Raw genomic sequence first — 22,473 nt, forward strand, 5'->3', positions numbered from 1 at the left:
CGCCCGCGGGTCAGCAGCCGCACGCCCCGTCGACGGGTGCGGTCAGCGGGTCGGCGTCCCGGCGCGCCGGGCCCCGCCAGGTGTCGTAGCCGAAGCCCTCGCGCGCCCAGTACTCGAAGCCGCCGAGCATCTCCTTGACCTGGTAGCCGAGTTCGGCGAGGGCGAGCGCGGCACGGGCGGCGCCGTTGCAGCCGGGTCCCCAGCAGTACGTCACGACCGGCACGGCGGGGTCGAGGAGCCGTCCGGCCTGCCCGGGGATGAGCGCGGTCGGCAGGTGGACGGCGCCGGGGACGTGGCCCTGGTCCCAGGACGCGGTGGAGCGGCAGTCCACGACGGCGAAGCCGGGGTCGCCGCCGGCCGCGAGCGCGGCGGCCACGTCGGCGACGTCGGCGTGGAAGGCGAGGCTCGCCCGGAAGTAGGCGGCGGCCTCGGCGGGGGCGGCGGGGGCGACACGCAGGACGGGGTTCTCGGTCACGGGGTTGATCATGACGGGAAATCTACGGTCCGCGGTCCGCTCCCTGAAGGGACGATCCACGGCCCTGCCCTTGTCCTGCCGGGGTTTTCCCTGCTATCCATCCGGGATGACCGCGTATTCCCCGGACGCCACCGACTGGCGCATACTCGAAGTCCTCCAGCGCGAGGGACGGGTCAGCTACGCCGAGCTGGCGCGGGCCGTGTCCATGTCGCCGAGCGCCGTCACCGAGCGGGTGCGGCGGCTGGAGGAGGCGGGCGTCATCCAGGGATACGCGGCGGTGGTCGACCCCGAGCGGCTGGGGCTGCCGATCCTGGCGTTCGTGCGGCTGCGCTATCCGAACGGCAACTACAAGCCGTTCCACGACCTGGTCGCCGCGACGCCCGAGGTCCTGGAGGCGCACCACGTCACGGGCGACGACTGCTTCGTCATCAAGGTCGCCGCGCGGTCGATGTCCCACCTGGAGCAGGTGGCGGGCCGGATCGGCGCGCTCGGTTCGGTGACCACGAGTGTCGTGTACTCCTCCCCGCTGACCCGGCGGCCGCTGGGCCGCTGACCACGGCACCGGGGGCGCGGGCCCCCGGTGCCGGCGCGGTCAGGCGGACGGGTTGACGACGACCTGGGCCGTGTTGTTCCCGCTGTCCGGGTCGAAGGCGAAGGACGTGCCGAACTCGGGCCGGGCGACGACGCGGCCGGTCGCGTCGGGGACGACCCGGTCGATACGGAGCCGGAACGGGAAGCCGGCCGTCAGGTCCGGCTTGGCCCACATCGGCAGGGTGCAGGCGTAGTGGCCGGCGGACGGCCCGGGGTGGCAGGTGTCGGGCACGGAGAGGGCGGTGGTGCCCTCCGGCAGGGCGAAGTCGAGCACGGCGACCGGGTCCCCGGAGCTGACGTTGCCGACCCAGGCCGGGCCGTGGTTGGCGAACTCGAAGGCGGCGGTGACGGTGTCGCCGGCCGCGCCGCTCACCCCGGTGCCGCGCACGGCGAAGTCGGCGGTGTTGGCGGCACGGATGCTCCAGGAGTTGCCGTTGTCCGAGCCGTCGAGGTCGGTGGCGCCGCCGCCGGGCTGGACCTCGTAGTCGAACCGCTCGTACAGCGCGTGGCCGGTGACGGCGAGCCGCAGCGGCTGCGGCAGCTCCACGGTGGCGCCGGGCGCCACCTCGGTGTCGAAGGAGCACGTCACATAGGTCATGGGCGTGTACTCGTCGTCGGTGTCGTCCGGCCCGGTGGAGGAGCACTGCGGGTAGCGGGTCGCGACGTCGAGGCCGTAGGTGGCCCACATCTTGACGCTGAAGCCGTGGGCGGTCTCGTCGCCGGTGTTGGTGACGGTGAACGGCACGGCGAGGCTGGTGCCGGGGGCGACGCCGGACACGCTCCGCAACGCGCCGACACCGAGGTTCGGGCCGGAGCCGACGGTGACGACGGTCTCGGCGCCCTCCGGGGCGACGAGCCGGCCGTCGGGTCCCCCGGTGGCCTCGGCGGAGTACGCGATGGTGCCCCGCGCGCCCACGGCGGCGCCGGCGGCGGCGCGCACCTCCAGCCGCACCTGGGCGCCGGAGCCGGTCGGCACGTCGCCGGTGTCGCACACGGCGACGGTGCCGGCGTCGTCCGGTGCGCACGTGCCGGGCCAGGCGACCTCGGCGACCCCGGCGAGCCCGGAGACGTCGACGGTCAGCCGGCCGCCGGTGACGGTGAAGTTGTCGTTGTCGTGGTAGAGGCCGAGCGCCAGCGACCGGTACTCCGCCGTGCCGCCGTCCGGGGCGGCGGTGACCGGCTGCTCGGACGGGGCCTGGATCCACAACTGGTCGCTCTGCGCGTCGTCGGCGAAGGCGACCCCGCTGCCGAGACCGGCGGCCAGCAGCGCCCCGGCGGCCGTGGCACACGCCCCGTGGCGCAGCACGCGCCGGACGGAGACAGAACTCATGACATCCCCCAACTGGACGGACGAGAACCGGTACTCCTTGATCGGTACCGGGCGCGGGTTGGACGGCCCGCCGAGCCGGAAGGTTGTGCGAAGCAGCCGCGGAGCCGGTGAACCTTACCGTTTCGTGATCAAGGTCGGGGCCGGTGCGTTCAGTGCGTGCCGCGCTGGCGCAGCGACGAGCCCGTCCTGTCCTTGACGACCTCGAGCTGGGCGTGCACGCGCCGGCGCAGATCGGGGACGTGGCTGACGATGCCGACGCTGCGGTCGCGTTCGCGCAGGGAGTCCAGGACGTCCAGGACCTCGTCCAGGGTCTGGTCGTCCAGGGTGCCGAAGCCCTCGTCGATGAAGAGGGTGTCCAGGCGGACGCCGCCCGCCTCCTCGGTGACGACGTCGGCGAGGCCGAGGGCGAGCGCGAGGGAGGCGAAGAAGGTCTCGCCGCCGGACAGGGTCGCGGTGTCCCGTTCCCGTCCGGTCCAGGCGTCGACGACGTGCAGCCCGAGCCCGCTGCGGCCGCGCCCGCTGCGGTCGGCGGAGTGGACGAGGGTGTAGCGGCCGGACGACATGCGCTGCAGGCGGGCGGTCGCGGCGGCGGCGACCTGTTCCAGCCGGGCCGCCAGGACGTACGACTCCAGGCGCATCCTGCGTTCGTTGTCGGCCGAGGTGCCCGCGGTGAGGGCGGCGAGCCGGGCCACCCGGTCGTACTCCTCGCGCAGCGGGCCGAGCCGGCGCACCGCCTCGGCGGCGCGGGCGGAGAGGCGGTCGAGTTCGGCGCAGCAGCGGGCGGCGGCGTCGCGCGCGGAGCCCGCCTCGCGCAGCCGCCGCTCGGCGGCGGCCGCCGTCCGCTCGGCCGCGGCCGGGTCGGCGGCCGGCTGCCGGGCGGCCGCCGCGGTGGCGGTCTCGGCGAGGACCGCGCGTACGGCGGCCTCCTCCTGCTGCCAGGCGTCCAGGCGGTGCTGGAGCGCGCGGTGGGCGGCGGGGTCGAGCAGGGCCGCCGCCGCGGCCTGCGGGGTGTCGAAGCCGGCCCGGTAGGCGGCGTCGGCGAGGCGGGCGTCGGCTTCCTTCAGCCGCTCGGCGGCGCCCTCGGCGGCCCGTACGGCGTCGGCGGCCTCGGTGAGCCGGGCCGCGAGCCGCTCCAGCTCGGCGGCGCGCGCCGCCACACTGTCCGCGCTGCCGCGGGCCTGCGCCAACTCCGCTTCCAGCCGGGACTGTTCGCGCTCCAGCGCGTCGCGGCGGGTGAGCCGGGAGGCGGCCCGTACGGCGGCCTGCTGGCGGTCGGCGAGCCGCTGCTCGCGCTCCCGCTCGGCGCGCCGCAGTTCCTCCTGGGCGGCGTGCAGGGCGGAGGCGTCGCGGCGGGCGCGGGCGTACTCCCGCTCCAGTAGCTCGGCCTCGGCGGCGAGGTCGGCGGTGGCGGTGTCGCCCGCCTCGGCGCCCGCGGCGGCCAGGGTCTCACGGAGCCGGCCGGCGTGCCGCTCGTCCTCGGCGTGCTGTTCCTCGGCCCGGCGGGAGGCGGCGAGGGCGCGGTCCTCGGTCTCGCGGTCGACGTGGCCGGCGACCTTGCGCGCGGGCGCGGGGTGCGCGGTGGCTCCGCAGACCGCGCACGGCTCGCCGTCGGTGAGGCGGGCGGCCAGCTCGGCGGCGATGCCGGCCAGCCGCTGTTCCTTGAGGTCGAGCCAGTGGGCGCGGGCCGCCAGGGCGCGCTGCTCCGACTCACGCGCGCGCTGCGCCGCCCGTTCCAGCTCGGTGGTCTGGGCGTCCCGGGTGCGGGCGGCCTGGAGCCGGCGCCGCATCGGGTCGCGCTGGACGGCGAGCTGTTCGGCGCGGGTGGCGGCTTCCCGGGCGGTGTCGACGCGCGTCTGGAGGGCGGCGCGGGTGGACTCCCAGCCGTCGAGCCAGGCGTCGGCCTCGCGCAGCACGTCCTCGTCGGCGCGTTCCTGCCGGTCGAGTCCGGTGTATTCGGCGGCGAGTTCGGCGAGCCGGCGTTCGGCGCGCCGGGCCGCGTCCAGGCCGCCCAGTTCCTCGGCGGTGCGGCGGGCGGCGGCGGCGAGTCCGCCCGCGTCCGCGCCGGCGTGGGCGGCGGGGAGCAGGGCACGCGCGCGGGTCTCGGTTTCCGCTGCCCGGCGGTGGGCGGCGTCGGCCTCCTCCCGCAGTTCCAGCGCGGGCGCGACCGCCTCCGCCTTGCGGGCCCGCGCCATGCGCTCCTCGTCCTCGCCGTGGGCGCCGGCCCGTTCCCGGAGGGCTTCGGCGCGCTGCCGGGCCTCGGCGTACCGGGCCTGGAGGCGGGCGCGTTCGCGTATCTCCTCCAGCGCGGTCCGGGCCGCGGCATGGGCGGACTCGGCGGCGGCCAGGCGGCACCGGGCGACGGCGAGGCGTTCCCGGGCGGTGCTGCGGGCGACGGCGGCGGCGCCGAGGACGGTGTCGGCGAGGCCGGGGTCGCCGGGGGCCAGCTCGGGCAGCTCCATGGCGTCACCGGCCGCCTGCTGCATGCGGTGGGCGTCGGCGAGCAGCGCCGTGTCGCCCTCGCGCACCCGTGCCTCGGTGGTGCGCCGGCGTTCGGCGAGCCGTTTCTCGACGTCGGCGAAGCGCTGGGTATCGAAGAGCCGGCCGAGGAGCCGGGCGCGGGTCTCGGCGTCGGCGCGCAGGAAGCGCGCGAAGTCGCCCTGGGGCAGCAGGACGACCTGGCAGAACTGCTCGCGGCTCATGCCGAGCAGTTGCTCCACCTCGGTGCCGACCTCCTGGTGGGAGCGGCTGAGGTCCTTCCAGGTGCCGGAGCGGGCGTCGTGCTCGCGCAACCAGGTCTGGGCCTTGTCGACCGTCGTGCCGGTGCCCCGCAGCTTGGGCCGCTCCCACGGGGGCTGCCGGGTGATCTCCAGCCGGCGTCCGGCGACGGTCAGTTCGAGGCGGACCTCGGTGCGGGTGCCGGGCGGGGCGTGGTCGCTGCGCAGCCCGGCACCCTGGCTGCTCTGCCGGGCGCCGGGGACGGAGCCGTAGAGCGCGTAGCAGACGGCGTCCAGGACGGAGGTCTTGCCCGCGCCGGTCGGGCCGTGCAGCAGGAACAGCCCGGCGGCGGACAGTGCGTCGAAGTCGACGCGCTGGGCGTTGCCGAAGGGCCCGAAGGCGGTGACGTCGAGCCGGTGCAGCCTCACCGGGCCACCTCCCGCACGGCGTGGTCGGCGCGCACGGCGTCGATCGTCTCGCGCAGCACGGCCGCCTCGTGCTCGTCGGGGCCGGCGCCGCGCACATGGGCGACGAAGTCCTGGGCGATCTGCTGGTCGCTGCGGCCCGCGAGGCGCCGGGCGTAGGACACCCGGGGGTCGTCGGGGGCCCTGTCGGGGGCGAAGACCAGGCTGAGGGTGTGCGGGAAGCGCTCGGTGAGCCGGGCCATGGGGTCGGCCGGGCGGACCGGGTCGGTGAGGGTGGCCTCGACCCAGGCGTCCTCGTGGCCGCTCAGCGCGGGGTCGGCGAGCAGGTCCTCCAGGGTTCCGCGGAGCCGGGCGAGCGGGCGCGGCACCGGGCAGTCGACGCGTTCGGCGGTGACCGAGCCGTCCGCGTCCAGGTCGACCAGCCACATGCTCTTGCGGTGCCCGGCCTCGGAGAAGGAGTAGGCGAGCGGCGAGCCGGAGTAGCGCACGCGCTCGGTGAGGGTCTGGCAGCCGTGCAGATGACCGAGGGCCGCGTAGTCGACGCCGTCGAAGACCGCGGCCGGTACGGCGGCCACCCCGCCGACGGTGATGTCCCGCTCGCTGTCGCTGGCCTGGCCGCCGGTGACGAAGGCGTGGGCGAGGACGACGGAGCGCGTGCCCGGCGCGCGGCCGGCGAGGTCGGCGCGGACGCGGTCCATCGCGGCGCCGAGCACGGCTTCGTGGCCGGCCTTGTCGACGCCGAACTCGTCCTTCACCAGGGCCGGTTCGAGGTACGGCAGGCCGTAGAACGCCACTTCGCCGTGGGCATCCTGGAGGATCACCGGAGTGCCGGCGGCGGAGGGTTCGGTGCGCAGGTGGATGCCCGCGCGGTCGATGAGTCCGGCGCCGACGCCGAGGCGGCGGGCCGAGTCGTGGTTGCCGGAGATCATCACCGTGGGCACGCCGAGGTCCGCGAGCCGGTGCAGGGCGGTGTCGAACAGCTCGACCGCGGCGAGCGGGGGCACCGCGCGGTCGTACACGTCGCCCGACACGACCACCGCGTCGACCTCGCGCTCACGCACGGTGGTGACGAGGTGACCGATGAACTCGGCCTGGGCCCCGAGCAGGTTCACCCGGTGGAAGGCCCGGCCGAGGTGCCAGTCCGACGTGTGCAGCAGTCTCATGGGCCCCGAGACTAACCGCCGGGTCTGACATCACGGGCGGTTACTCCCGTACCGGCCCGTCACGACCGCCCACCCCCAGGGGCGTTATGCCCGATTGGCGCCGATTGTCAGGCATCTCCGTAGGCTTCGCCGCCCAGTTCGAAGCCGGCCGTGCCCGCCGTCACATCCGCGAGCCAGGCCCGGAAGGCGTCCACGTCGGCGTCCGGCAGACCGATCTCCAGGGTGACGGCCTCGCCGTAGCGGACGTCGCGCACCTCGCGTCCGGTGGCGCGCAGATCGTTCTGGACCTTGCCCGCGCGCTGGTGGTCGACGGTCACCGTGGCCAGCCGGAAGCGGCGCCGGGTGAGCGTGCCGAGCGCGTCCAGGGCCTCGCCGACCGAGCCGCCGTAGGCCCGGATGAGCCCGCCCGCGCCCAGCTTGACACCGCCGTAGTAGCGGGTGACCACGGCCACCACGTACCGCATGTCGCGGCGCAGCAGCATCTGGAGCATGGGCACGCCGGCGGTGCCGCCCGGTTCGCCGTCGTCGCTGGCCTTCTGCACGGAGGCGTCGGCGCCGATGACGTACGCCCAGCAGTTGTGGGTGGCGTCGGCGTGCTTCTTGCGCACGGCGGCGATGAACTCCTGGGCCTCCCGCTCGGTGGCGGCCGGGGCGAGGGCGCACAGGAAGCGGGAGCGGTTGATCTCGGTCTCGTGCACGCCCGCGCGGGCCACTGTGCGGTACTCGTCCTGCATCCCGCCAGCCTATGCGAGCGCCGGGTGCCCGCCCGGTCAGCGCTTCTTCCCGCGCGGGACCGTGAAGGAGGTGAGCAGGGCCGAGCCCGGGGTGAGCGCCGGCCAGCCGCTGCCGTGCCAGGAGAGGACGGCGACCGCGCAGGTCGGGAACTTCGTCCGCACCCGCTCCAGCGCGTCGTCGAGGCCGTCGGCGGCCAGCTCCGTCACCAGCTCCGCGAGGCCGGGGTTGTGCCCGATCAGCAGCAGCGTACGCACCTCGGCCGGCACCTCGCGCACCACCTGGAGCAGCTCCGGCACACCGGCCGCGTACAGCCGCCGGTCGTGGCGCACGGGCGGCGGGGTGGCCCACTCGGCGGCGACCAGCTCCCAGGTACGGCGGGCGCGTACGGCGGTGGAGCACAGGGCGAGATCGGGCAGGGAGCCGGCCGCGAGCGCGCGGCCGGCCGCCGGGGCGTCGCGCAGCCCGCGCGGGGCGAGCGGTCTGAGGCGGTCCTCGACGCCCTCGGGCCAGGCAGACTTGGCGTGGCGCAGCACCACCAGCCGGCGCAGCGGACCCCCGCCCGCCGGCCGGTTCACGCGGGTCCGCCGATGTCACGCGTGAGGTCGAGGGCGAGCAGGCGGTCGGCGTAGGCGTACGTCTCGAAGCGGGCGCCGTCCGGGATGCCGGACGCGTTCGCCACCTCGGCGAGGACGTCGAGCACGGCGGGCAGGTCGAGGTCGTCCTCCCAGGCGGCGCGCAGCCGCTCGCGGACCTCGCCGGGGACCGGCCGCGAGGGCCGCCGCGCCCAGCCGGCGACGGCCCGCCGCCAGCGGGCGAGGCGGTCCGCGGCGGCGTCCAGCGCGGCCCGGTCCAGCCGCACGGGTTCGCCGCGCGGGACGGCGAGCAGGGCGAGGCGGAGGGCGGCGGGATCGGCGAGAAGGGTGCCGAGCGGACCGGGGGCGCCAGAGCCGCTGGGTCCGCCGGTGGGCCACCCTTTGGTGCCCCCGCCGGCGTTCTCAGCGTTCTCGGCGTTCTCGGTGTTCCCGGCGTTCCCCGGTCCCGGTGTCCACTCGGCCCCGCCCACCGACACCAGCGGCCCCTCCCCCGGCGTGCTGGTGACGTCCGGGCACATCACGTGGATGGCCTGGGCCTCGCCGAGGCCCGAGGCGAGGTCGCGGCCGTCCTCGAAGGGGCGGATGGCGAGGCGGGTCGCGGCGGTGCGCAGCTCCGCCTGGTGGCGCGGGGCGCTCAGGGCCGTCCAGACCGGGGTGCCGCCCACTTCCAGGGCACGGACGAGCAGGTCGGCGGTGAGCAGGACCCGCAGGGCCGTGGGATCCAGGCCGGAGGCATGGGCTTCGATACGGGTCAGACCGCGGCGGGCGGGCGCGGCGGGGACGGGTTCACCGGTTCGGGCGTCGAGGATGCGCAGCACGGGGCGAGCGTAGGCGGGCGCGCGGCCGTATGCAGCGGCTTGCGCCGATTCCGGACAGCGTGGCGGGGTACGGAGGGAATCCGCACCGCCGGTCCGGCGTTGCCCCGGCACACAGTTCCCGCAGTGACGAGGAGGCGGCCGATGTACGGCGACGAAGCGACGATCCGCAGGGTCCTGACCGAGGCGGGCGACACCTGGGCGGTGGTCGGCCTGTCCGCGAACCAGCGGCGGGCCGCGTACGGCGTGGCGCAGGTGCTCCAGCGGTTCGGCAAGCGGATCGTGCCGGTGCACCCCAAGGCCGAGACGGTGCACGGCGAGCCGGGTTACGCCTCCCTCGCGGACATCCCGTTCGACGTGGACGTGGTCGACGTGTTCGTGAACAGCGAGCTGGCCGGCCCGGTGGCCGACGAGGCCGTGGCGAAGGGCGCGCGGGCGGTGTGGTTCCAGCTCGGTGTCGTCGACGAGGCCGCGTACGAGCGGACCCGGGCGGCGGGTCTGGAGATGGTGATGGACCGCTGCCCGGCGATCGAGATCCCGCGGCTGGCCTAACCCCTTCCGTCCCTCGTGCCCCCGGTGTCCCGTCGGTCCGTCTGACGGGACACCGTCATAATGCTCGCGTGACGTCTGCTTCCCCCCACACCGGTTCCCCTTCCGCCACCCGTGTCCCGGTCGTCGTCGTGGGCGCCGGGCCCGCCGGCCTGACCGTCGGTGCCATCCTGCGGGCCGCCGGTGTGGACTGCCTCGTCCTGGAGAGCGAGAGCCGGGAGTTCATCGAACAGCGGCCGCGCGCCGGGATCATCGAGGAGTGGGCCGTACGCGGGCTGGAGCGGCGCGGGCTGGCGGGGCGGCTGCCGGAACGGGCGGAGCGTCACTCGGAGTGCGAGTTCCGCTTCGGAGGACGCGCTTACCGCTTCGACTACACGGAACTGACGGGACGTCACCACTGGGTGTACCCGCAGCCGCTGCTCGTGACCGATCTCGTGCGCGAGTACGCCGACGTGCGCGGCGGGGCGATCCGCTTCGGCGTGCGCGACGTGCGCCTGCACGACCTGGACTCGGACCGGCCCGCCGTCTCCTACACCGACCCGGACACCGGTGAACGGCTGCTCGTGCACTGCGATTTCGTGGCCGGCTGTGACGGGGCGCGCGGCGCGAGCCGGGCCGCGCTGCCGCCGTCGGCGCGGACCGTCCGGCACGACTACGGCATCGGCTGGCTGGCACTGCTGGCCGAGGCGCCGCCGTCCGCCGACCGGGTGCTGTTCGGCATGCACGCCGACGGGTTCGCCGGGCACATGCCCCGCAGTGCGCAGCTGACCCGCTACTACCTCCAGTGCCCGCCCGGCGACGACCCCGCCGCCTGGCCCGACGACCGGGTCTGGGCGGAACTCCGGCGGCGGCTGCACGCGGCGGACCGACCGCCGCTGACGGAGGGGCGGCTGCTGGAGAAGCGGGTGCTGGACATGCACAACTACGTCGTGGAGCCGATGGTGTCCGGCCGGCTCTTCCTGGCCGGCGACGCCGCGCACCTCGTCGCGCCGATCGCCGCGAAGGGCATGAACCTCGCCCTGCACGACGCGTTCCTGCTCGGCGACGCACTCGTGGCGTACCTGACGAAGGAGGATCGCACGGGCCTGGACGGCTACTCGGCGGCGTGCCTGCGCCGGGTCTGGGACTACCAGGAGTTCTCGCAGTGGCTCTCCGACGTCTACCACGGCGTCTCCCACCCAGACCCCTACCGCGCCGGCACCACCCTGGCCCGCCTGCGCCGGCTGTTCTCCTCCCCAGCCGCGGCAACAGCCTTCGCCGAGCAGTACCTCGGCACGGCCGACACATACTGACGCCCGACCGGACCGGGGCCGACGACTCGTGGCCGACGGCCCGGGGTCCCGTAAGGTCGTGGTCGGCGACGGTCGTCGCGCCGTGGTGGGTCAGGCGATGCCCAGGTCCTCCAGCACGACGGCGCCCGGGAGTTCTGCGAGTGCCTTGCCCGGTACGAGCAGCTTGCCGCGGCGGCGTCCGCTGCCGACCAGGACGTAGGGCAGGTCGGCGACGGCCGCGTCCACCAGCACGGGCCAGCCGGCGGGCAGTCCGAGCGGGGTGATGCCGCCGTACTCCATGCCGCTCTCGCCGGTCGCCGTCTCCATCGGGGCGAAGGACGCCTTGCGGGCACCGAGCTGACGGCGGACGACGCCGTTGACGTCGGCCCGGGTGGTGGACAGGACCACACAGGCGGCGAGCCGGGTCTCGCCGGCCCGCTTGCCCGCGACCACCACGCAGTTCGCCGAGCGCTCCAGCAGGTCGCGGCCGTAGTGCTCCACGAAGACGGCGGTGTCCGCCCAGCGCGGGTCGGTGTCGACGTAGAGGATGCGGTCGGCCGGGACCGTGCCCTGCCAGTCGCGTACGGCGTCGGCGACGGGAGCGGTCAGCTCCTCCAGGCAGTCCGGGGCGGGAGTGGCGGTGTCGAAGTCTCCGATGGGTGCGCGCATGGCCGCACGCTAGCAAGGCCGGCCCGCCCGCCGGACCGGCGTCTCACGGCACGGGCGGCACGGACACGGCCATCATCATCTCCATCGGTACGTCGCCCTGATTGCCGTACCAGTGCGGGACGTTGGCCTCGAAGGAGGCGCTCGCGCCCGCCGGGACGCGGTACTCCGTGCCGTCCACGGTGAGCGTCAGCTCGCCCGCGGTGACATGGACGAGTTCGACCGTGCCGCCGGGGTGCGGCTCGGAGGGGCTGCTCTCGCCCGGCATCAGCCGCCAGTCCCACAGTTCCAGCGGTCCGGGCGCCTCCGTGCCGGCGAGCAGCCGGCTGTAGCTGCCGTCCTCGGTGTGCCAGAGCCGTACGGCCCGGTCGGCGGGGACGACACGGACCTTCGGGCCCTGTTCGTAGTCGAGCAGCGTGGTGACGCTGACGCCGAGCGCGTCACCGATCTTGACGACCGTGCCGATGCTGGGGTTGGTGCGGGCCTGCTCGATCTGGATGAGCACGCCGCGGCTGACACCGGCCCGGGCGGCGAGCACGTCCAGCGTGAAGCCGCGCACCGAGCGCCAGTGCCTGACGTTCCGTGCCAGGGACTGGGTCAGGAGTTCGAGGTCCGACACGTTGCGTCCAAATATCCCGGGGGTCCAGTGGTGTGGTGAGCGACGTCCAGCCGACTGGACTACGGTGCGGTGCACCCGGTCGTTCACCAAACTGTACTGCGCGGCCCGGACCGCGGAGCCTGCGTGCCGCAGACGCCGTCAGCCGTCGGCGTCCAGCGCGGCCAGCCGGGCGACCGCGTCCTCGTCCAGGTCCGCCAGCGCCCGCAGCTGGCCCGGTGTGACCCCGTCCGGCAGCGGCACGGGCGCGGGCGTCCGCAGCGGCGGCTGCCAGCCGGCGCCGGGCGTCCAGCGCCGTACGACCCGGGCCGGGGCGCCCGCCACCACCGCGTGGTCGGGCACCGTGCCCCGGACCACCGCGCCGGCCGCCACCACCACGTTCCGGCCGATCCGCGCGCCCGGCAGGATCACCGCGCCGGTGCCGATCCAGCAGCCCGGCCCGATCTCCACCGGCTCCATCCGCGGCCACTGCTTGCCGATGGGCTGGTGCGGGTCGTCGTAGGAGTGGTTGGTGGAGGTGACGTAGACGTACGGACCGAAGTAGCAGTCGTCGCCGATGGTGACCGTCGTGTCCGCGATGACATGGCTGCCGCGGCCGAGGACCACGCCGTCGCCGATGCGCAGGATCGGGTCCGGACCGAGGTCCAGGTCGGGCATCAGGCCCGCGGTGAGGGTGACCTGCTCGCCGATGATGCAGTAGGAGCCGAGCCGGATCCAGGGTTCGCCGAAGACCGTGCCGAGCGGGAAGGCCAGCCGGGTGGCCTCGCCGATCGCGCCGAAGCGGAAGCGGCCGGGGTGCTCGGCCGTCACCGAGCCCCTGCGCTGCACCCACGCCCAGCCCGCGTGGACGGCGCGCTGGGCCAGGCGGTGTCGCCAGGATGAGAACGTGTTCTTGCGCTTCGGCACGGGCTCACGTTACTCACCGGTCGCCTCCGCGGAGACGGCGGGCTGCTGTGATCTGTGCCCCACCCCGTGTCGTACGGTTCGGTGACACCCCGGACACGAGGAGACGGTGATGACGCAGAAGGCGCTGGTCGTGGGCATCGCGGGCAAGGAGCCCCGGGTCGACCCGGAGGCGTTCGTCGCGCCCACGGCGGCCGTGATCGGAGACGTCACGCTGCACGCGGGAGCCAGTGTCTGGTACGGCGCCGTGGTGCGCGGGGACGTCGAGCGGATCAGCGTCGGCGCGCAGGCCAATGTGCAGGACAACGTCACGCTGCACGCCGACCCCGGGTTCCCGGTGACGGTCGGCGAGCGGGTGTCGATCGGGCACAACGCGGTGGTGCACGGGGCGACCGTGGAGGACGACTGCCTGATCGGGATGGGCGCGACCGTGCTCAACGGGGCGGTGATCGGGGCCGGGTCGCTCGTCGCGGCCCAGGCTCTGGTGCCGCAGGGGATGGTGGTGCCGCCCGGGTCGCTGGTGGCGGGCGTGCCGGCGAGGGTGCGGCGGAGCCTGACCGAGGAGGAGCGGGACGGGGTGACCCTCAACGGCACGCTCTACGCCGATCTGGCGAAGGAGCATCGCGGGGTGCACGAGTAGGCACCCGCGGCCGGACCGGCGGCGCCGTCAGTCCCCGGCGCCATCAGTCCCCGGCGCCGTCAGTCCCCGGCGCCGTCAGTCCCCGGCGCCGTCAGTCCCCGGCGCCGTCAGTCCCCGGCGCCGTCAGTCCCCGGCGCCGACCGGTTCCGCTTCCGCTTCCCGCTGTTCCGGCCGGGCCTTCTTCGTCTTGCGCTTCAGGATCAGCATCGAGGCCAGGCCGATCAGGACGGCGATGGCCAGGCCCAGGTAGGAGAAGCGCTTGAGCCAGTCCTCGGCGACGACGCCGACGTAGTAGATGACGGCCGTGGTGCCGCCGGCCCAGCAGATGCCGCCGAGGACGTTGGCGATCAGGAACTTCCAGTACGGCATGTGCAGCACGCCCGCGAGCGGACCGGCGAAGATGCGCAGCAGGGCGACGAAACGGCCGAAGAAGACCGCCCACATGCCCCACTTCTGGAAGGACTGCTCGGCGGTGGCCACATGGCCCGCGCCGAAGTGGCGCGGGAACTTCCGGCCGAGCCAGGCCAGCAGCGGGCGTCCGCCCTTGCGGCCGATGGCGTATCCGATGGAGTCGCCGATCACCGCTCCCGCGGTGGCGCAGGCGCCGAGCACGACCGGGTTGACGCCGGTGTGCTGGGAGGACATCAGGGCCGCCGAGACGAGGATGATCTCACCCGGCAACGGGATGCCCAGGCTCTCCAGACCGATCACCAGGCCCACCACGGCGTAGACCACGGCGGCGGGCACCGAGTCGAGCCATTCCTGGACGTGCACCGCCGGTTCCTCCCCTTCGCTGACCTCGCCGTTCCGGCCTTCGGGGCACCGCATGCACAGCGCGTCCCAAGGGAAGGCTACCTGGTCGGCGGTGAACGGCCGCGGGTCCGCCCGCCCGCGCCACCGCCGCGCCGGCACGGCTTACGTTTCCGGACATCCCCGTGTCACCCGGGAGGGGGAGGCTCCCACGCGGTTTCGCCCGGCCCGCTTCTCCCAGGCCCCCGGGGCCCGCCGCGGAAGGACGACCTCCTCGTGATCCCACCCTCCCCGCCCCGCCCATTGCCGCAGCCGCGCCCCGGTGCGGGGACCGCCGCCGAGGGGTTCGGACCGAGGACCGTCGCCGACGGGCCCGGAGCGGGGACCGTCGTCGCGGAGACCGGTGCGGGGACCGCCGTCGCGGACACCGGCCAGGGGACCGCCGTCAAGGGGTCCGTCTCGGTCGTCGAGCCGTCCGTCCCCGGGGCCGGGTGCCCGGCTCCGCAGCACCCGGGCGCGGAGCCCGCGACTCCGGAACGCCCGGTCCCGGAAGGTCGGGTCCGGGAAGGCCGGGTCCGGGAAGGCCGGGTTCGCGAAGGCCGGATCTTGGAAGCCCGGACCCCGGAAAGCCGGACCCCGGAAAGCCGAATCCCGGAAAGCCCGGACCCGGAAAGCCCGGACCCGGATGGCCCGGACCCGGAAAGCCGGGCCCCGGAAGGCCCGGTCTCGCGGCGTCCGGGGTCCCGCCGGGCGGGCCGGGTCGCGCGGCTGGCCCTGTGCCTGGCTCCCGTGCTGTTCGCGGTCGGCTGGGCCCTGGTCCACCGGTCCGTCATGGACGAGGGAGTGCGGCGGCTGGTCGCGGCCGACCCGGGGTGGCTGCTGGCGGCGGCCGGGTTCACCTGTCTGACCTGGGTGGCCGCCGCCTGCGCCCGGCAGGGTGCGCTGCCCGACCGGGTGCCGGCGCGGCTGCTGCTCGCCTCGCAGTTCGCCGCCGGCGCCGCCAACCACGCGCTGCCCGGCGGGCTCGGCGCGCACGCCGTCACCCTGCGCTTCCTGCGCGGCCAGGGCGTGCCGCCGGCCCGGGCGACCGCGTCCATCGGGCTGTACTCGCTGGCCAAACCCACCGCCAAGACACTGGTGTTACTGGCGCTGCTCGCGGTGTCACCGGCCCGGGACCGCTTCGGGGACCTGGTACCGGACGGGCGGCTGCTGGTCCCGGTCGCCGTGGCCGTGGGCGGGGCGGCCGCGGTGGCGGGGTCGCTGCTGCTGGTCGGGCCGTTGCGGCGGCCGGTGACCAGGCTGCTGCGCTCGGCCCTGACCGACGCGCGCCTGGTGCACACCCGGCCGCGCCGGGTGCTCGCCCTGTGGGGCGGGGCCGCCGCGCTGCCGCTGGCCCAGGCCGGCGCGCTGGCCTGCGTCGGGACCTCGCTCGGACTGCGGCTGCCCTGGGAGCAGGTGGTGCTCGCCCACTTGGCGGCGGGCACGGCCGGCGGGGCGGTGCCCGCGCCGGGCGGACTCGCGGTCGACGCGGCCATGGTGTGGACGCTGGTCGCCCTCGGCGCCGAGCCCGCGATGGCCACGGCGACCGTCATCGGCTACCGGGTGCTCACGGACTGGGTGCCGCTGCTGCCGGGCGCGCTGGTGCTGTCGGCGCTGATCCGCGCGAAGGTGCTGTGAACCGGCCTTGGCCGAGCCGCGGAGCACCCGCGAGGGCCGGCGGGCCGCCTTAAGAGGTGGCCGGTGCCAAGGCCGTCCACGGCGTGGTCGTCCAGTGAGTGCGCCCCGAGGCGACCGCGCCCCCGTCCCGCCGTCGGGGCGGAAACGGGGGCACGACACCGGCGAGACGAAACGGGGCCCGGCGCCGGCGGAACGGAATCCGGCGCCGGGCGGAACGAGGCCCGGCGCCGCTCATGTCAGGCGGCGCGTCCGCCCGCCGGCCGGCTCACTCGCCCCGGTCGGTCGGCCGGAGCGTCCACAGGACGGTCATCTCGCCCGTCACCGCGCCGTCCGCGCGCCTGATCTCGATCGACACGGGGAACTCGGGGCGCTGCCCCGCGTCGAGTTCGGCGACGACCTCGGCGGCCGGGCGGCCCAGCGTCGCGGTGGCGGTGACGGCGCCCATCGCCAGCTTCTTGTAGGCGATCTCGGCCCGCACGGCGAGCGGAACGGCGCGCGAGAGCTGGTCCCCGAAGGCGGCCAGCACGATGGCGCCGCTGGCCGACTCCCCGAGGGTGAACATCGCACCGGCGTGCGGGCCGCCCACGTGGTTGTGGTACGCGCTCTGGTCCGGCAGGGACACCACGGCCTTGTCCGCCGAGGTCTCGAGGAATTCCAGGTTCAGGGTCCGGGCCATGGGCACGGTGGCGGCGAGCATCTCGCCGATCGACATCTGGTCTGCGCTCATGACCGTCATGTTACTCACGAGTAGGGAAGCCTGGCCAGAGAAGCGCACTAGGGTCTAGGGCCATGTGGCCAGATCAGCAGCCGCCAGGGGGCGCGCAGAACCCGCAGCACGATCCACGGCAGAACCCGTACCAGCAGCCGGGTCAGCAGCAGCCGAACCCGTACCAGCAGCCCGGTTACCAGCAGTTTCCGCAGGCCGCCCCGTACGGGCAGCAGGGGCCGGGCGCGCAGCCGCAGGCCGGCCCCTACGGACAGCAGCCCCCGGCCGGCCCGTACGGACAGCCGCCGCAGGGCCCTTACGGGCAGCCGACGCGGTACGACCAGCCCGCCACGCCGGAGCCCCCGTCCGGCGGCGGCCGTACGAAACTGATCGCGATCGTCGCGGCCACGGCCGTCGTGGTCACCGCCGCCGTCACCGGTTTCCTGGTGCTGGGCGGCGGCGCGAAGGACGACGAGGCGGACAACGGCAAGGACGGTCGGCACACGAGCCCGTCGCCGACGGACACCGCGCCCGCCTCGCCCACGTCGTCCGCGGCCGACAACCCGCGTGCCGGCGGGACGGAGAAGCCGACCGTCCCGGGCTGGAAGGTCGTCGTCAACCCCAAGTACGGCACGGCCTTCGACGTGCCCGCCGACTGGGAGGTGCAACGGCCCGGCGTCTTCTCCTTCTTCGAGGACGAGGAGAAGGGCGACGGCTCGGCGTACATCGGCTTCTCCGGGGCCTCGTTCCTCAAGCCCGACTACTGCACCTCCGAGCAGAGCGGCACCAAGGAGTCGCACGCGCTCGCGGGCAGCGGCACGAAGGGCGAGAACGGCGCCAAGGACACCGCGAGCATCGCCCGCGGCGACTCGGCCACCTTCGCCTTCGGCGGGTACACCAACCAGTCGGAGGCGGCCAAGAAGTACCTGCACATCGGCAAGGCGAAGTCCTTCACGACAGCGTCGGGCCTCACCGGCAGCGTCGCGACGTCGTACGTCGCCGGCATGCCGAAGAAGGACAAGTGCGACACCGACGGCAAGGCGGTCACGTTCGCCTTCAAGAACTCCACGGGCAGCTTCGTCTCGTGGACGCTGTACGGCGCGAAGGGCGTCAAGGACGAACTGCCCGACACGACCGTGGAGAAGGTCCTGGCGACGGTACGGCTGCACGGCGACCCGGTCGTGGAGTGATCGGTCCCGGTGGCGGGGGCAGCCACGGCCCCCGCCGGCTCAGCCGATGCCGAAGGAGCCGCCGGGAGGCACGGGTGACGGTACGGCGTCGGCCTCCGTCACCGGCCGCGCCGGCCCGGTGAACTCCCGTACCGCCGCGCCGTGTTCGACCCGCGCCGGGAAGGCGTCCGCCGCGGTGCGCCGGGCCAGCGCGGCGGTGTCGAACGGCCGGTGCGAGGCCACGACCACCGCGTTGCCGAACCGCCGCCCGCGCAGCACCGCCGGCTCGGCGATCAGCGCCACCTCCTCGAACACCGCTGACACCGTGGCCAGTTGGGAACGGAGAAAACCGAACGGCGCCGCATCGGCGAGGTTGGCGAGATAGACCCCGTCCGGCCGCAGCACCCGCCCGGCCGTGCGGACGTAGTCCAGCGTGGTCAGGTGGGCGGGCACCCGGGAGCCGCCGAACACGTCGGCGATCAGCACGTCGGCACGGTCGTCGGGCGCGGCCTCCAGCCAGGCCCGGGCGTCGGCCGCGTGCAACGAGACACCCGAGTCCGCCGGCAGCGGCAGCCACTCGGTGACCAGCTCCAGCAGGCCCCGGTCGGCGTCCACGACGTCCTGCCGGGAGCCCGGGCGGGTGGCGGCCACGTACCGGGGCAGCGTCAGCGCGCCCCCGCCGAGGTGCACCACGTCCAGCGCCCGGCCGGCCTCGGCCACGGTGTCCAGCGCATGGCCCAGCCGCCGCGCGTACTCGAACTCCAGATAGGCGGGCTCGTCCAGGTCCACGTACGACTGCGGGGCCCCGTCGACCGTGAGCAGCCAGGCCCGCTCCCGGTCGACGTCGGGCATCAGCCGGGCGGTGCCGTGGTCGGTGGCGCGGGTGACGGGTATCGATGCGTTCACCCGGCCATTGTCGGCCCCTCCCCCGCCAGGCCGGCACCGGACACCGCCCCGGTCGTCGCCGGCACCTCCCCCGGGCACCACCGGCTCCGCCCGCTCCACCGCTGTCCGGCCCGTTCACCCGGGCGCGGCGGTGTCCGTGGTCGCCCTTCACCGCAGGCCAGTTCGGTCCATACGGCGATCACACATGTCCGTCGGTTACTGTCGTCGGATGCTCGATGCCAACCGCTCTGGCACCGCCACGGTCTCTCCCCGGGCCGCCGCTCTGGCCGCCGCCTCCGTCCCCGCCTCTGCCTCCGCCTCCGGCGCCCTCGCCGTGCCCGCGCCTCCGCGCGCCGGGTTCGCCGCCCGGTGCACGCGGACGCTGCTGTCTCCCTACGCCCGGCTGTCCCTGCTGTTCGCGCTGCTGGCGGGCGCGGCGGCGGGCGTGCTGCTGTTCGAGCCGCAGCGGCTGCTGACGCACGGCTGGCCTCCACAGCTCGGCGGGGCCGCGGCGGCCGCCGTGTTCACGGTGGCGTACGGGCTGTGCACGGTCGCGTTCGTGCCACGGCCCCTGCTGAACCTGGCCGCGGGCGCGCTGTTCGGCTCGCAGCTGGGGCTGGCGACCGCGCTCGCGGGCACGGTGCTCGGAGCCGGGGTGGCGTTCGGGCTGGGCCGGATGCTCGGGCAGGACGCGCTGCGCCCGCTGCTGCGGGGCCGCTGGCTGAAGGCGGCCGACGGGCAGCTCAGCCGGCACGGGTTCCGGTCGATGCTGGCCCTCCGGCTCTTCCCGGGCGTGCCGTTCTGGGCCGCGAACTACTGCGCGGCCGTCTCCCGGATGGGCTGGCTGCCCTTCCTCCTGGCCACCGGCCTCGGTTCGATCCCGAACACCGCCGCCTACGCGGTCGCCGGCGCCCGCGCCTCCGCGCCGACCTCTCCCGCCTTCCTGATCGCCATGGCCTGCATCGCCGTACCGGCGCTGGTCGGCACGGTGGTGGCGTGGCGCAAGCGGGATCGGCTGCGCGCCCGGTAGCCGTCGCGTCCGTCCGCCGGGAAGAGGCATCCGATGTGGTCCAGCGTCATCGCCGTGGCCGGCACCCTGCTCGGCGGCGCGCTCACCGGGCTGCTCCAGCTCCGGCGCGAGCGGTCCGCCCGCGAGGAGCGGCGGGCGGAGGCGCTGCGCGTGGCGCTGGGCGAACTGGTGGCGGCCCTCGGTGACCACCGGCGGGCCCTGTGGCACCGCGAGGACCTCGTCCTGAATGGCGCGAGCCAGGAGGCCGTGGCGGCGGCGCGGGCGGCCTCGCACGCCACCCGCTCCGCGGTGACCGCCCCGCTGGTCGCCGTCTCCGTCCTCGAACCGGCGCTCGCCCAGCCGGCCCGCGAGGCCGCCCTGGCCGCGTTCGCCCTGCGCGGGTCCGCCGACCACACGGTCCTGGCCACCCGCCGCGAGGCCGCCATCGCCGCGACCGACGCGGTGGTGGGGGCGGCCGGGCGCATCCTGGGCCGGTGACCGGGCGCGGCACTCGCATCAGGTTGGAAAACCCAACCCTGTCCTAGACTGGGGCCATGGCCGCCACGAAGGATCCGCGTCCCTGCTCCATCGCCGACGCCCTCGCGCTGGTCGGCGAGAAGTACTCCCTGCTCGTCCTGCGGGAGGTCTGCCTGGGCAACGGCCGCTTCGACCAGCTCGTGCGCAACATCGGCGCCCCGCGCGACATCCTGGCCGCCCGGCTGCGCCGGCTCGTGGAGGCCGGCATCCTCGCCAAGCACGCGTACAGCGAGCGCCCGCAGCGCTTCGAGTACCGCCCGACGCAGGCCGGGCTGGAGCTGGAGCCGGTGCTGATGACCCTCAAGGAGTGGGGCGACCGGCACCTGCGCGGGGGAACCGACCTGCCGATGGTCGTGGAGCACGTCTGCGGCGACGCGCTGGTGCCCGTGGTGACGTGCCAGGCATGCGGCGACCCGGTGCGGCACGAGGACCTGACGGCCCGTCCACAGGCCCCGGGCTGGACCGTCTCGGGCCCGACGGCCGCGTAGGACCGAGGACGACGGCGTGACCGCCGACGGCCGCTCGGGGCCGACGACGACGGCGCGAGGCCGACAGCCGCACGCACCCGCCGACAAGCCGCCCACCCGTCGACGGCCGCCCGGGTCCGCCGACAACCGAGCGGCGTGACGCCGACAGCTGTGCGGGGCTGTCGACTTGGCGTCCCCAGCTGCCCGGTGCGCGAACCGCGCGCCCCTCTTGCCGCCCCGCCGGCCGGGCCCGCTACGCTTCCTCCGTCACATGATCACCTCATCTCCTTTCAGCACTTGGACGCTCTGCCTTCATGTCTTGGTTTGAATCCCTCGTCCTCGGACTCGTCCAGGGGCTGACCGAGTTCCTGCCCGTCTCCTCCAGCGCGCATCTGCGGCTCACGGCCGCGTTCTCCGGCTGGGAGGACCCGGGAGCGGCCTTCACGGCGATCACCCAGATCGGCACCGAGGCCGCGGTGCTCATCTACTTCCGCAAGGACATCGGCCGGATCATCGTGTCCTGGTTCCGCTCGCTGTTCGACAAGTCGATGCGCGGCGACCACGACGCGCAGATGGGCTGGCTGGTGATCGTCGGCTCGATCCCGATCGGCGTGCTGGGCGTGACGCTGAAGGACCAGATCGAGGGGCCGTTCCGGGATCTGCGGGTCACCGCGACCATGCTCATCGTCGTCGGCGTGGTCATCGGCATCGCCGACCGGCTGGCGGCCCGGGACGAGACCGGCCGCCGGCACCGGGCGCCCAAGCAGCGCAAGACGCTGGAGAACCTCGGCGTCAAGGACGGCCTGGTCTTCGGACTCTGCCAGGCGTGCGCGCTGATCCCGGGCGTCTCCCGCTCGGGCGCGACCATCAGCGGCGGTCTGTTCATGGGCTACAAGCGGGAGGCGGCGGCCCGCTACTCGTTCCTGCTCGCCATCCCGGCCGTCCTCGCCTCGGGCGCCTTCGAGGTGAAGGACTCGCTGGCCGAGGGCCATGTGGCCTGGGGACCCACCCTGTTCGCGACGGTGATCGCGTTCGCCTCGGGATACGCGGTGATCGCGTGGTTCATGAAGTGGATCTCCAACAAGAGCTTCATGCCGTTCGTCTGGTACCGCGTCGCCCTCGGCATCGTGATCATCGCTCTGGTCAGCCTGGGCCTGCTGAGCCCGCACGCGGCGGAGTCGGCGAGCTGACCGGCGCGGCACCGTTCCGGTTCCGGCCATTTTCCGGGGGCGGGCGCCCGGCTGTGACCTGGGCGGTGCCGGGCGGGGCCCGGGAGTGCGCGGCCACGGACGGGTGATCGCGTGGTGCCGGTGACCAACCCGGTACCTTCTGCGTAGCCGCCCGGTAGCGCACGGTCAGCCTTTAGCCCTAGGCTGTGCGGCATGTCCCCCGATTCCCCGCCCCCTGGTTCCGCGCGCTCCGCCGCCGAGGTGAACGAGCGGATCAGGGCGCTGTGGCTGCGCTCGGGCGGGACCCTGTCGCCCGCAGAGCGCGCGGAGTACGAGCTGTTGGTGGTCGAGTGGGCCGCGGCGATCCGCGACCAGACCGGCCGGGCGGCCCAGGTGGCCGAGGCGGCCTGACCCGCGCCGGACCACGCGCCGGCCCCCGCTCGCAGACCACTCGTCGACCCCAACCGGACCGCGCGCCGCCCCCCGTCCGCAGCACCCGCAGCCCCCGGCCGGACCACGCACCCCCGTTATCTTCTTCGCGGTCCTGCAAGAGGGCCGCTGGCCTCCGGGCCCGGCATGACTGTTGCCCCCTGTCGATCGGATGACCTGGGGGGTGG

General features: G+C 74.9%; 24 protein-coding genes. 11 read left to right on the top strand and 13 right to left on the bottom strand.

The features are described 5' to 3' along the window. Positions 1–10: 10 nt before the first annotated feature. Positions 11–487 (bottom strand): rhodanese-like domain-containing protein, encoded by a 477-nt coding sequence (locus ACH4OA_RS32460; protein WP_397972958.1) that lies wholly within the window; start codon positions 485–487, stop codon positions 11–13. A 94-nt stretch (positions 488–581) separates the two neighbouring features. Between ACH4OA_RS32460 and ACH4OA_RS32465 the strand changes: the two genes are divergently transcribed. Further along, positions 582–1,028: an Lrp/AsnC family transcriptional regulator gene (locus ACH4OA_RS32465; protein WP_365875704.1), complete on the top strand. Its 447-nt coding sequence runs from the start codon at positions 582–584 to the stop codon at positions 1,026–1,028. Between the two features lie 39 nt (positions 1,029–1,067). On the opposite strand, the gene ACH4OA_RS32470 is transcribed toward ACH4OA_RS32465, so the two are convergent. From ACH4OA_RS32470 to ACH4OA_RS32495, 6 genes are all read right to left on the bottom strand, one after another. Beyond that, positions 1,068–2,396, bottom strand: coding sequence for a hypothetical protein (locus tag ACH4OA_RS32470; RefSeq protein WP_397972961.1), 1,329 nt, complete (start codon positions 2,394–2,396; stop codon positions 1,068–1,070). Between the two features lie 149 nt (positions 2,397–2,545). Then, a complete protein-coding gene (locus tag ACH4OA_RS32475; RefSeq protein ID WP_397972963.1) occupies positions 2,546–5,539 on the bottom strand; it encodes an AAA family ATPase in 2,994 nt (997 codons plus the stop codon). Further along, positions 5,536–6,699 (bottom strand): exonuclease SbcCD subunit D, encoded by a 1,164-nt coding sequence (locus ACH4OA_RS32480; RefSeq protein WP_397941400.1) that lies wholly within the window; start codon positions 6,697–6,699, stop codon positions 5,536–5,538. The genes ACH4OA_RS32475 and ACH4OA_RS32480 overlap by 4 nt, the downstream gene beginning before the upstream one ends. A 107-nt stretch (positions 6,700–6,806) precedes the next feature. Next, entirely contained in the window at positions 6,807–7,433 is a 627-nt protein-coding gene (locus ACH4OA_RS32485) for a YigZ family protein (protein WP_365941837.1), read from the bottom strand. Between the two features lie 36 nt (positions 7,434–7,469). Continuing rightward, positions 7,470–8,009 carry a SixA phosphatase family protein gene (locus ACH4OA_RS32490; RefSeq protein ID WP_397972965.1) on the bottom strand — a complete coding sequence of 180 codons (540 nt, stop codon included), beginning with the start codon at positions 8,007–8,009 and terminating at the stop codon, positions 7,470–7,472. Next, positions 8,006–8,845: a hypothetical protein gene (locus tag ACH4OA_RS32495; RefSeq protein WP_397972967.1), complete on the bottom strand. Its 840-nt coding sequence runs from the start codon at positions 8,843–8,845 to the stop codon at positions 8,006–8,008. The genes ACH4OA_RS32490 and ACH4OA_RS32495 overlap by 4 nt, the downstream gene beginning before the upstream one ends. 141 nt (positions 8,846–8,986) lie before the next feature. Here ACH4OA_RS32495 and ACH4OA_RS32500 point away from each other — a divergent pair, with 141 nt between their 5' ends. Further along, a complete protein-coding gene (locus tag ACH4OA_RS32500; protein ID WP_397947190.1) occupies positions 8,987–9,394 on the top strand; it encodes a CoA-binding protein in 408 nt (135 codons plus the stop codon). Positions 9,395–9,462: 68 nt separating this feature from the next. Next, complete coding sequence (locus ACH4OA_RS32505) at positions 9,463–10,683, top strand: 4-hydroxybenzoate 3-monooxygenase (protein WP_397947191.1); 1,221 nt, start codon at positions 9,463–9,465, stop codon at positions 10,681–10,683. A 90-nt stretch (positions 10,684–10,773) separates the two neighbouring features. On the opposite strand, the gene ACH4OA_RS32510 is transcribed toward ACH4OA_RS32505, so the two are convergent. The 3 genes from ACH4OA_RS32510 to ACH4OA_RS32520 form a co-directional block, all read right to left on the bottom strand. Further along, positions 10,774–11,331: a YbaK/EbsC family protein gene (locus tag ACH4OA_RS32510; protein ID WP_365873833.1), complete on the bottom strand. Its 558-nt coding sequence runs from the start codon at positions 11,329–11,331 to the stop codon at positions 10,774–10,776. Between the two features lie 43 nt (positions 11,332–11,374). Next, positions 11,375–11,947, bottom strand: a complete 573-nt coding sequence (locus ACH4OA_RS32515) for an XRE family transcriptional regulator (RefSeq protein WP_365873835.1) — start codon at positions 11,945–11,947, stop codon at positions 11,375–11,377. Between the two features lie 138 nt (positions 11,948–12,085). Then, positions 12,086–12,850: an acyltransferase gene (locus tag ACH4OA_RS32520; RefSeq protein WP_397972970.1), complete on the bottom strand. Its 765-nt coding sequence runs from the start codon at positions 12,848–12,850 to the stop codon at positions 12,086–12,088. Positions 12,851–12,959: 109 nt separating this feature from the next. Between ACH4OA_RS32520 and ACH4OA_RS32525 the strand changes: the two genes are divergently transcribed. Continuing rightward, the gene (locus tag ACH4OA_RS32525) at positions 12,960–13,487 is read left to right on the top strand and encodes a gamma carbonic anhydrase family protein (protein WP_365873839.1); all 528 of its coding nucleotides are present in this window, start codon (positions 12,960–12,962) and stop codon (positions 13,485–13,487) included. Between the two features lie 123 nt (positions 13,488–13,610). On the opposite strand, the gene ACH4OA_RS32530 is transcribed toward ACH4OA_RS32525, so the two are convergent. Further along, positions 13,611–14,261 (bottom strand): DedA family protein, encoded by a 651-nt coding sequence (locus ACH4OA_RS32530; RefSeq protein ID WP_365873841.1) that lies wholly within the window; start codon positions 14,259–14,261, stop codon positions 13,611–13,613. Between the two features lie 765 nt (positions 14,262–15,026). Here ACH4OA_RS32530 and ACH4OA_RS32535 point away from each other — a divergent pair. Next, the gene (locus ACH4OA_RS32535; protein ID WP_397947195.1) at positions 15,027–15,914 is read left to right on the top strand and encodes a YbhN family protein; all 888 of its coding nucleotides are present in this window, start codon (positions 15,027–15,029) and stop codon (positions 15,912–15,914) included. Positions 15,915–16,179: 265 nt separating this feature from the next. On the opposite strand, the gene ACH4OA_RS32540 is transcribed toward ACH4OA_RS32535, so the two are convergent. Beyond that, positions 16,180–16,641 (bottom strand): DUF4442 domain-containing protein, encoded by a 462-nt coding sequence (locus ACH4OA_RS32540; protein ID WP_365873845.1) that lies wholly within the window; start codon positions 16,639–16,641, stop codon positions 16,180–16,182. Between the two features lie 62 nt (positions 16,642–16,703). Between ACH4OA_RS32540 and ACH4OA_RS32545 the strand changes: the two genes are divergently transcribed. Beyond that, on the top strand, positions 16,704–17,810 hold the full coding sequence (locus ACH4OA_RS32545; protein ID WP_397972972.1) for a hypothetical protein: 1,107 nt from the start codon (positions 16,704–16,706) through the stop codon (positions 17,808–17,810). Between the two features lie 39 nt (positions 17,811–17,849). Here ACH4OA_RS32545 and ACH4OA_RS32550 read toward each other — a convergent pair whose 3' ends face one another. Further along, on the bottom strand, positions 17,850–18,695 hold the full coding sequence (locus ACH4OA_RS32550) for a spermidine synthase (RefSeq protein WP_397941388.1): 846 nt from the start codon (positions 18,693–18,695) through the stop codon (positions 17,850–17,852). Between the two features lie 208 nt (positions 18,696–18,903). On the opposite strand from ACH4OA_RS32550, the gene ACH4OA_RS32555 reads away from it, so the two are divergent. The 5 genes from ACH4OA_RS32555 to ACH4OA_RS32575 all read left to right on the top strand — a co-directional run bounded on the left by ACH4OA_RS32555 (position 18,904) and on the right by ACH4OA_RS32575 (position 22,267). Continuing rightward, positions 18,904–19,704 carry a TVP38/TMEM64 family protein gene (locus ACH4OA_RS32555; protein WP_397972975.1) on the top strand — a complete coding sequence of 267 codons (801 nt, stop codon included), beginning with the start codon at positions 18,904–18,906 and terminating at the stop codon, positions 19,702–19,704. 33 nt (positions 19,705–19,737) lie between these two features. Next, entirely contained in the window at positions 19,738–20,181 is a 444-nt protein-coding gene (locus tag ACH4OA_RS32560) for a protein kilB (protein ID WP_397972978.1), read from the top strand. Between the two features lie 56 nt (positions 20,182–20,237). Further along, complete coding sequence (locus ACH4OA_RS32565; protein WP_397941384.1) at positions 20,238–20,708, top strand: winged helix-turn-helix transcriptional regulator; 471 nt, start codon at positions 20,238–20,240, stop codon at positions 20,706–20,708. Positions 20,709–21,001: 293 nt separating this feature from the next. After that, entirely contained in the window at positions 21,002–21,877 is an 876-nt protein-coding gene (locus tag ACH4OA_RS32570) for an undecaprenyl-diphosphate phosphatase (RefSeq protein ID WP_397941382.1), read from the top strand. A gap of 192 nt (positions 21,878–22,069) precedes the next feature. Then, positions 22,070–22,267, top strand: a complete 198-nt coding sequence (locus ACH4OA_RS32575; RefSeq protein ID WP_365873859.1) for a hypothetical protein — start codon at positions 22,070–22,072, stop codon at positions 22,265–22,267. The last annotated feature ends 206 nt before the right edge of the window (positions 22,268–22,473 follow it).

This window comes from Streptomyces sp. NPDC017095, from assembly GCF_044332325.1.
Taxonomy (GTDB): Bacteria; Actinomycetota; Actinomycetes; order Streptomycetales; family Streptomycetaceae; genus Streptomyces.

Bases quoted from the DNA above. Each gene is read 5' to 3' on its own strand.
- ACH4OA_RS32525 (WP_365873839.1), top strand. From the start codon at position 12,960: ATGACGCAGAAGGCGCTGGTCGTGGGCATCGCGGGCAAGGAGCCCCGG.
- ACH4OA_RS32500 (WP_397947190.1), top strand. From the start codon at position 8,987: ATGTACGGCGACGAAGCGACGATCCGCAGGGTCCTGACCGAGGCGGGC.
- ACH4OA_RS32555 (WP_397972975.1), top strand. From the start codon at position 18,904: ATGCTCGATGCCAACCGCTCTGGCACCGCCACGGTCTCTCCCCGGGCC.
- ACH4OA_RS32460 (WP_397972958.1), bottom strand. From the start codon at position 487: ATGATCAACCCCGTGACCGAGAACCCCGTCCTGCGTGTCGCCCCCGCC.
- ACH4OA_RS32470 (WP_397972961.1), bottom strand. From the start codon at position 2,396: ATGAGTTCTGTCTCCGTCCGGCGCGTGCTGCGCCACGGGGCGTGTGCC.
- ACH4OA_RS32540 (WP_365873845.1), bottom strand. From the start codon at position 16,641: ATGAGCGCAGACCAGATGTCGATCGGCGAGATGCTCGCCGCCACCGTG.
- ACH4OA_RS32465 (WP_365875704.1), top strand. From the start codon at position 582: ATGACCGCGTATTCCCCGGACGCCACCGACTGGCGCATACTCGAAGTC.
- ACH4OA_RS32485 (WP_365941837.1), bottom strand. From the start codon at position 7,433: ATGCAGGACGAGTACCGCACAGTGGCCCGCGCGGGCGTGCACGAGACC.
- ACH4OA_RS32545 (WP_397972972.1), top strand. From the start codon at position 16,704: ATGTGGCCAGATCAGCAGCCGCCAGGGGGCGCGCAGAACCCGCAGCAC.
- ACH4OA_RS32560 (WP_397972978.1), top strand. From the start codon at position 19,738: ATGTGGTCCAGCGTCATCGCCGTGGCCGGCACCCTGCTCGGCGGCGCG.
- ACH4OA_RS32480 (WP_397941400.1), bottom strand. From the start codon at position 6,699: ATGAGACTGCTGCACACGTCGGACTGGCACCTCGGCCGGGCCTTCCAC.
- ACH4OA_RS32565 (WP_397941384.1), top strand. From the start codon at position 20,238: ATGGCCGCCACGAAGGATCCGCGTCCCTGCTCCATCGCCGACGCCCTC.
- ACH4OA_RS32570 (WP_397941382.1), top strand. From the start codon at position 21,002: ATGTCTTGGTTTGAATCCCTCGTCCTCGGACTCGTCCAGGGGCTGACC.
- ACH4OA_RS32575 (WP_365873859.1), top strand. From the start codon at position 22,070: ATGTCCCCCGATTCCCCGCCCCCTGGTTCCGCGCGCTCCGCCGCCGAG.
- ACH4OA_RS32510 (WP_365873833.1), bottom strand. From the start codon at position 11,331: ATGCGCGCACCCATCGGAGACTTCGACACCGCCACTCCCGCCCCGGAC.